The sequence below is a fragment of the Poseidonibacter sp. genome (assembly GCF_041821165.1).
Classification (GTDB): domain Bacteria; phylum Campylobacterota; class Campylobacteria; order Campylobacterales; family Arcobacteraceae; genus Poseidonibacter.
Map to the genome: position 1 here is coordinate 1 of NZ_JBGUES010000104.1, position 8,187 is coordinate 8,187.

Annotated in this window: 6 protein-coding genes; 3 read left to right on the forward strand and 3 right to left on the reverse strand. The window is 23.2% G+C overall.

Going from position 1 to position 8,187, the window contains the following annotated elements:
- Window positions 1-297: helix-turn-helix domain-containing protein (locus ACERKK_RS08770; protein WP_373772705.1), on the forward strand; the 297-nt coding region annotated here is incomplete at its 5' end.
- A 23-nt stretch (window positions 298-320) separates the two neighbouring features.
- Window positions 321-1,019: a glycerophosphodiester phosphodiesterase family protein gene (locus ACERKK_RS08775; protein ID WP_373772706.1), complete on the forward strand. Its 699-nt coding sequence runs from the start codon at window positions 321-323 to the stop codon at window positions 1,017-1,019.
- A gap of 113 nt (window positions 1,020-1,132) precedes the next feature.
- Here the strand turns inward: ACERKK_RS08775 and ACERKK_RS08780 are convergent, their stop codons facing one another.
- Window positions 1,133-2,932: a PAS domain S-box protein gene (locus ACERKK_RS08780; RefSeq protein ID WP_373772707.1), complete on the reverse strand. Its 1,800-nt coding sequence runs from the start codon at window positions 2,930-2,932 to the stop codon at window positions 1,133-1,135.
- Window positions 2,933-3,135: 203 nt separating this feature from the next.
- On the opposite strand from ACERKK_RS08780, the gene ACERKK_RS08785 reads away from it, so the two are divergent.
- On the forward strand, window positions 3,136-6,624 hold the full coding sequence (locus tag ACERKK_RS08785; RefSeq protein WP_373772708.1) for a response regulator: 3,489 nt from the start codon (window positions 3,136-3,138) through the stop codon (window positions 6,622-6,624).
- A gap of 64 nt (window positions 6,625-6,688) precedes the next feature.
- On the opposite strand, the gene ACERKK_RS08790 is transcribed toward ACERKK_RS08785, so the two are convergent.
- Window positions 6,689-7,408, reverse strand: a complete 720-nt coding sequence (locus tag ACERKK_RS08790) for an aspartate/glutamate racemase family protein (protein ID WP_373772709.1) — start codon at window positions 7,406-7,408, stop codon at window positions 6,689-6,691.
- An 86-nt stretch (window positions 7,409-7,494) separates the two neighbouring features.
- Window positions 7,495-8,187: helix-turn-helix domain-containing protein (locus ACERKK_RS08795; RefSeq protein ID WP_373772710.1), on the reverse strand; the 693-nt coding region annotated here is incomplete at its 5' end.

Below are 8,187 nucleotides of genomic sequence, written 5' to 3' on the forward strand. Positions count from 1 at the left end.
CTTGATATTAATAGTACAATTGATTTAGAAAATGACTACACATACAATTATAATTTAAATAAGTTATATGATAATTTTAATAAAGAAGTATCTCTTACAAAAATCGAAAATGCACTATTAGAATTATTACTAAAAAATAAGGGTAAAATTGTTAAAATTGAAACAATTGCTGAGGTAATTTGGAAAGATAAAGAGATGACTAGATTTACTTTAAGAAATAAAATAAAATCAATTAGAGATAAAACTTTTTATGAATTAATTGTAAATCATTCAAATATTGGATATTGTATTAACTAATAAATTATTTTAAAGGAGTTTACATGAAAAAGCAATTTATAGCCCATCGAGGATTATATGAAGGTTTTGTAACTCCTGAAAATTCAATACTTGCATTTACAAAAGCAATAAAACATAACTACGCAATTGAACTAGATTTAAGAATTACAAAAGATAAAAAAATTGTAGTTTTTCATGATAAAAATCTTTTTCGAATGTGTGGTATAGATAAAAAACTTAAACACTTAAACTCAAAAGACCTAAAAAACGTATTTTTATATGATACAAAAGAACAAATCCCTTTTTTTAATGACGTTTTAACACTTGTAGATGGACAAGTTCCTCTTATTATAGAAATTAAAAATGAGTCAAAAGTAGGGGGATTTGAAAAAAATCTAGCAGAACTTTTAGATAATTATAATGGTGAATTTTCTATTTGCTCATTTAATGAAGAAGTTGTCCATTGGTTTAAAGAACATAGAAGAAATTTTAAAAGAGGTTTGATTTTTAGTAATCATAAAAAATCTCATATTGATTTATATAAATTAGATTTTTTATATAAGTTTTTAAAAGCTAGTCCAGATTATATATCATTAGATTATAAACTACGTAATACTTTAATTGTAGATTTTTGTAAAAGATTAAATATACCTATATTTTCATGGACTATAAATAGTATGAAAAAATACAACAAAGGAAAAATAATTTTTGATAATCTTATATTTGAAAACATAAGATTATAATTTAAAATTATTATTTATATTTATCTTGCATTTTTTTTGTTAAAAGTGCTAGAAGTACTACTACAACTGCAATTATTGAAAATGAGATTATTTCGTTTTGTAGGTTTTGCATATTAGTCTGTATACCTATCTCTAATTGCTTTAAACTTATCTAAATTATCAAAAAATAAATCTATTAATACAGGATCAAAATGCTTAGCTTTTTGATCTTTTAAAAGCTGGAAAATCTTTTCATCTTCCCATGCTTCTTTATAACATCTATGACTTCCTAGTGCATCAAATACATCTGCAATAGCAGTGATTCTTCCGTAGATATGAATATCTTCGCCTTTTATATTTCTAGGATATCCGCTTCCATCCCATTTTTCATGATGGTCTCTTGCAACTATTCCTGCTGCTTGAAGTACTTCTCTTTTAGAATTTTTCAAAATATCATAACCAATAGTTGAATGAGTACGCATAACTTCCCACTCTTCATCAGTAAGTTTTCCAGGTTTATTTAAAATAGAATCAGGAATACCAACTTTTCCAATATCATGCATTGGACTTGCTGTAAATAATATTTCTGCTTGTTTATCATCTAAACCATATAGTTGTCCTAATAGTTTTGAGTATTCAGCAACTCTTTTTACATGGTTTCCTGTTTCATTACTTCTACTTTCTCCAATTTCACCCATTTTATAGATTATCTCTCTTTGAGTTTCTTCCATTTCTTGGTGAAGTTCAACAATTTCTGTAATATCTTGTCTAATACTCATATATTCTAATATTTCACCTTTTAGGTTAATAATAGGAACAACAGTAGCTAAGAAATAATGGATTTTACCATCTTTAAATATATTTCTTATTTGACCTTTCCATACTTTTTTATCTTGTAAAGATTCAATTATCTCATCAATATAAGAGGTTTTAATAGTTGAATCTGTTTTTATATAACTATATGGTTTTCCAATAAGTTCCTCTTCTGTATACCCACTAATTTCATAAAATAAATCATTTGCATAAGTAATGATTTTATCTGTATTAGCTCTTAGAATAATACTACTTTGATCCATTGCTTTTTCATAAAGCTTTGAAAGATTCATTACTTCATTAAAGTTACCTTGCGTAATATCATATTGTTTTTTTAGATGCTCTTTCATTTGTTCTATTTCTGTTACATCTGTTCTTATACCAATATATTCAAGTACGTTATTGTCTTTATCTAAAATAGGATTGATAATAGTTTGTACCCAATAATCACTACCATCTTTTTTTCTATTTTTTATTTTTCCCATCCAAGGTTTTTTTGAATCTTTTATACAATGCCACATTTCTTTAAATACAGAAGAGTCCATATCTGGATGTCTTACAATATTATGTGGGTTTCCTAATAATTCTTCTTTTGAATACCCAGAAATTTCACAAAAAGCTTCATTTACATAAGTTATAATTCCTTTTGCATCTGCTTTTGAAACAATTGAACTTCTATCAACTGTATTTTTATACTGTTCTAAAAGTTGTGTATTTTTTTTATTTTCTGTAGTTTGTATAATAAGTTTAGTCCAAAAAGATATTTTAAGTAAGAATTTTTTTGGTTCAATAGGTTTAGTAATATAATCAGATGCACCTAAATCTATACCTTTTTGAATATAATCAGCACTATCATCAGCACTAAAAAAGATAATATGACTATCTTTATTTTTTTTATCTTCACAAATTTTTTCTGTAAGTTCAAAGCCATTCATATTAGGCATATTTATATCAAGTAATATAATATGAAAAGGTGTATTTTTTTCATTAATAATATCTAAAGCACTTTTTGCATTTGTGGCAATTGAGATATTATAGTTTTCATCTAGTAAATTTGCAACCGTATGTATATTTATAGGTTCATCATCAACAATTAATATATCTACAGTTTTTAAATTCATAAAATAAGCACCTTTGATTTTTTTTTATTATTATAGTGAAATTTTCTTAAATGATAATCTTTCAATCTTATAATGGTAAAAATAATAAATAATTTAATGAACAATAGTAAATAGTTTATAAATATTAATAATGTTTTTAGTGTTTTAACACTACTATTGTCGCCTAGAAACTAAACTATAGTTTTGTAGGAAAGAAGAAAAACATGCTCAAAATTAGTTCTGATAAAAAATTATATTTAACTTTTTTAATATATTCATTTATAATAATTTTTTCATTTATAATAGTTAATAAATTACTTTTTGGTTCAAAACATCAAGAAATCTTAATGCACAATGCTAAAAATGAGTTTATGAGTAAAGAACTGATTTTGCAAGACTTTTTAGGTGAATCTAAAAATCAACTTTTTTCAATTTATAGCTCTTCATTATTTAAAGAGTATATGAAAAATGAAGATATTCAAACAATAAAACCTCTTTTTACTGCAATTGCTAAGAGTTCACATCTAATAATGCAAATAAGATATATAAACCAAGATGGCCAAGAGTTACTTAGATTAGATAGAAAAGATATAAACTCAGAACCTTTTGAAGTTAAAGATAATAAATTACAAAATAAATCTACAAGATACTATTTTAAAGATTCTAAAAATAAAGAGCTTGAAAAAGTTTGGTTCTCAAAGCTTGATTTAAATTTTGAAAACAATAAAGTTCAAACTCCATATAATCCAACAATAAGAGCTATTCTTCCAATTAAAAAAGATGATAAATTTTCAGGAATTATTATCATTAATTATTTTATGCAACACTTCACAGAAATCTTTGATAAAACAGAAATTTATAATCTATCTTTAATTGATTCTAATGGTTTTTATTTAAAACATTATAAAAAAGAAAAAGATTGGGGTTTTTATAAAGATGAAAAATATAATATTAAAAATGAATTACCAAATAAAGCAAATAATATATTAAATTCAAAAATTTATAAAGATGAAGAAATCTATTCAAGAAAATTAGATGTTAATATGCAAAATAACCTTATTGTTGTTCTTCAAACAAATAAAGATTATATTAATAAATTAAACACTTCTTTACTAAAAGAGTATTCAATTGTATCAATTATTATTCTTTTTATAGGTTATTTTTCACTATTAATTATTAAAAATGTATTTAGGGATTTATCAACTGAATTGGAAAAAACAGATTTAAAATTAAAAGAGAGTTCTAATATTGCAAAACTTTCTTTTTGGATTTTGGATTTAAAAACTATGAAATTAAAGTTCGATGATAATTGGTTTAGTATGTTAGCTTTTAAACAATATAACAAAGAAATATCTTTTGAACAATTAGCAAAACTTGAAAAAAACAATAAAAGTTTAAAAAAACTTTCACAAGCAATTTCTCAAATGGATGAAAAAATTATTATTGAATTTTATATGAATGATATTTATTCAAAAGAAGTACATTTTTTAGCAAAATTTAAAATACTAAAAGATGAAAATAATATAGCAAAAGAAATAGAAATAACTGTACAAAATATTTCAGAACAAAAACAATTAATCAATAGCTTATTAAAAGCAAAAAAAGATGCTGAATTAGCATCTGAAGCAAAAAGTAGATTTTTAGCTAATATGAGTCATGAAATAAGAACACCTCTAAATGGAATAGTAGGACTTACTGATTTAGCTTTAAAAACTGATTCTATTACAAAACAAAAAGAGTTTTTAAAAAAATCAAAAATCTCTTCAGCTGCACTTTTAAATGTGATTAATGATATTTTAGATCATTCAAAAATAGTAGCAGGTAAGTTATCTTTAGAGCAAAAAGATTTTAATTTAGATGAAGTATTATTAAATATTACAAATTTATTTGATTATCAAGCTTATCAAAAAGGTATTGATTTACATATAAAAATAGACCCTAAAATACCATTTGTTTTAAAAGGTGATGCTCTTAGACTCTCACAAATTTTTAATAACTTAATTGGAAATGCTATTAAATTCACACAAAAAGGTTATGTAAATATTTCAATTGATTTAAAAGAAATATCTAATACTAAAGTTAAGATAATCTGTACTGTTGAGGATTCAGGTATTGGAATTTCAAAAGAAAATCAAAAAAAACTTTTCAAATCTTTTGAGCAAGTTGATTCATCTAATACAAGAATTTATGGAGGAACTGGTTTAGGATTAACTATTACAAAAGATTTAGTAAATTTAATGAATGGAAAGATTCAAATAGAAAGTGAAGAAAATAAAGGTTCAAGTTTTATTTTTACAATTGATTTAGACTATGATGATAGTATTAATTATAATCTTAGTTCAAAAGATATATTTAAAGCAAAAACATTTTTAATCGTTGTATCTTGTCCTATTGATAGAAAAATATTAGAAACAATTCTTAGTTCATGGAAAATTGATGTTATCTCTTGTAAAGATGTAGAGGAAGCATTGACTTTAGCAAAAGATAGAAATATTGATTATCTAATTGTTGATTATTTAATGCCTCAAATAGGTGGCTTAGATGTTATAAAAAAACTAAAAGAAGAATTAAAAATTAATAGCTTAAATATTGTAATGGCTACGCTATTTAAAGAAAAAGAGATAATACAAAAAGCTAAAAAAGAAAATATTACAATTGAAAAAATTGTTCATAAACCATTTACTTCTTCATCATTATTTGATTCAATTATTACAAGTAAGAAAAGAATACATGGTATAAGTAAAGATAATGATATAAAAAGTTTTAAAATCAATGCAAATGTATTATTGGTTGAAGATAATGCAATAAACCAAATTGTAACAAAAGAGTATTTTACATCTTTTGGTTTAGATGTAGATATTGCTTCAAATGGTTTAGAAGCGGTTAAAATGGCAAAAGTAAATACCTATGATATTGTTTTTATGGATTTACAAATGCCAATTATGGATGGTTTTGAAGCATCTATAAAAATCAAAGAGTTCTTAGATATTCCAATTGTTGCATTAAGTGCTGCTGTAATGAATGAAGATAAAATCTTATCAAAAAATGCAGGTATGGATTATCATATTCCAAAACCAATAGTGACAAAAGATTTAATAAATATTTTAAAATTACTACTACCTGAAAAAGTTCAAATAAATAATGAAGAAATAAAAGAAGTTGATAATTCTACTTGTAAATTATATGGAGTAGATATAAAAAGTTTAATCAATAGAGTAAAAAATAAAGATTTAGCTTTTGCTTTATTGGATAGTTTTGTTGAAGATTATGAAGAGTTTAATATAGAAATTAGTGAAAGTGAAAATAAAGATAATTTAAATGAATTAATACATAAATTAAAAGGTGTTAGTGGAAATCTTTCAATTTTCAAAATATATGATTTATGTTTGGATATTCAAAAATCCGATTATTCAAATAAAAGATTAATAGATAAATTACTTGAAGAATTAGATAAAACAATATTTAGTTTAAAACAAAGAACTATTCAAAAAGAAGAAATAAGTATAAAATATAATGATGATGAAATAGGGCAGACCTTAGATGAGGTATTGCAGTCATTATCAAAAAATAGTTTTATCTCTTTTGAAAAAGTTACAAAACTATCAAATATTTTAGACAATATTACTAGCATAGAGATTAAAGATAGTATTCTTTCTAAGATAAAAACATTTGAATATAAAGAGGCTATAGAAGAATTAAAAAAATTAAAATAATTTCTAGTTTATTTAAAATTCTAATAAGATTTCTCTTATTAGAATAAATATTCAAGACTTTGATTTATTTATGATTTAAAGCCATTTTTACTGCAGCTTTTACATGAAGCTCTGTAGTATTAAATAATGGTATATCAGGAGTATCAAGTTGTCTAAGAAGTAAAAAGATTTCTGTACATCCTAAAATAATTCCTTCTGCTCCCTTATTTTTTAAATCTTGACATATTTCAATATACTTTTTTCTTGAACTTTCAAGTATTTTTCCTTTAACAAGTTCATCAAATATTATTTTATCTATTAATATTTGTAAATCTTCTTTGGGTGTAATTATATCAATCCCATAATTATTTTTATATCTATTTTTTATAAAATCTGCTTCCATTGTAGCTTTTGTTCCAAGTAATCCAACTTTTGATAATCCACTATCAATGATTGCTTCTGCTGTTGGATCAACAATATGAATAAATGGAATTTCAATTGAATTAGAAATATCTTCTAGTACCTTATGCATAGTATTTGAAACACAAATAAGTAAATCAGCACCACCTTTTTGAGTAAGTATTGCTTTATTTCTAAGATATAATTGTGCCTCATCCCATTTATTGTTTCTTACAAAATATTCTATATTTCCAAAATTTACACCTTGAATTATTGTTTCTGCAATATCCCAATTTCCATAAACTTTATTAACTTCATCATTTATCATTTTGTAATAAGATGCAGTTGCTTGATTGCTCATTCCTCCTAAAATACCAATAGTTTTCATATTTATAGGTCTGTTCATATAATTATCCTTTCATATAATTATCCTTTTATTTTTAATAGTAAAAAGTTTATCAAAGAAATAAAAATAAATATTGGATTAAATTGTTAATTGAAAAATTTTTTATATATTCCTGGAGTTAGACCCATCATTGATTGAAATTTTCTATTTAAGTGGCTTTGATCATTAAATCCACAATTGTAAGCAGTGGCAATTAGTGATTCTCCATTTTGAAGAGCTTGTTTGGCTTTTTCCATTCTTATTAACATTAAATAATTATAGGGTGAAATATGAGTTTTTTCTTTAAATACTTTTATAAAATGATATTTTGATATATTTAAATCATCTACAATATCATCAAGAGAAAGCTCTAAATAAAAATTTTTATTCATATATTCTTTAGCTTTTTTTACAAGTAAATCATGAGCAGTAAACTTTATATTTGTATTGATGATTGAATTTAAATTAATGATTTTTGATAAAATATCTATAAATTCACATTCAAAATCAAATTTTGTAATAAGATTATTTTCATTTTGGAATATTAAAAAAGATAACCTTTGAAATAAACTTTTATTATTTAATGTAATATTATTAAAATAAATATTCTTTGATAATAAATCATCTTTAAAAATATTTTTTAAAAAAGAAGATTTAAAATAAATAGATTTATATTTATAGCCATTATTCCCTTGTGTTTTACAAGAATGAATTTTTTCAGGATTTATAGTAATAATTGCTGACTTACCAATTGTTTGTGAAAATCCATCTATAAATATATCCATTTCCCCTTCTTGTAT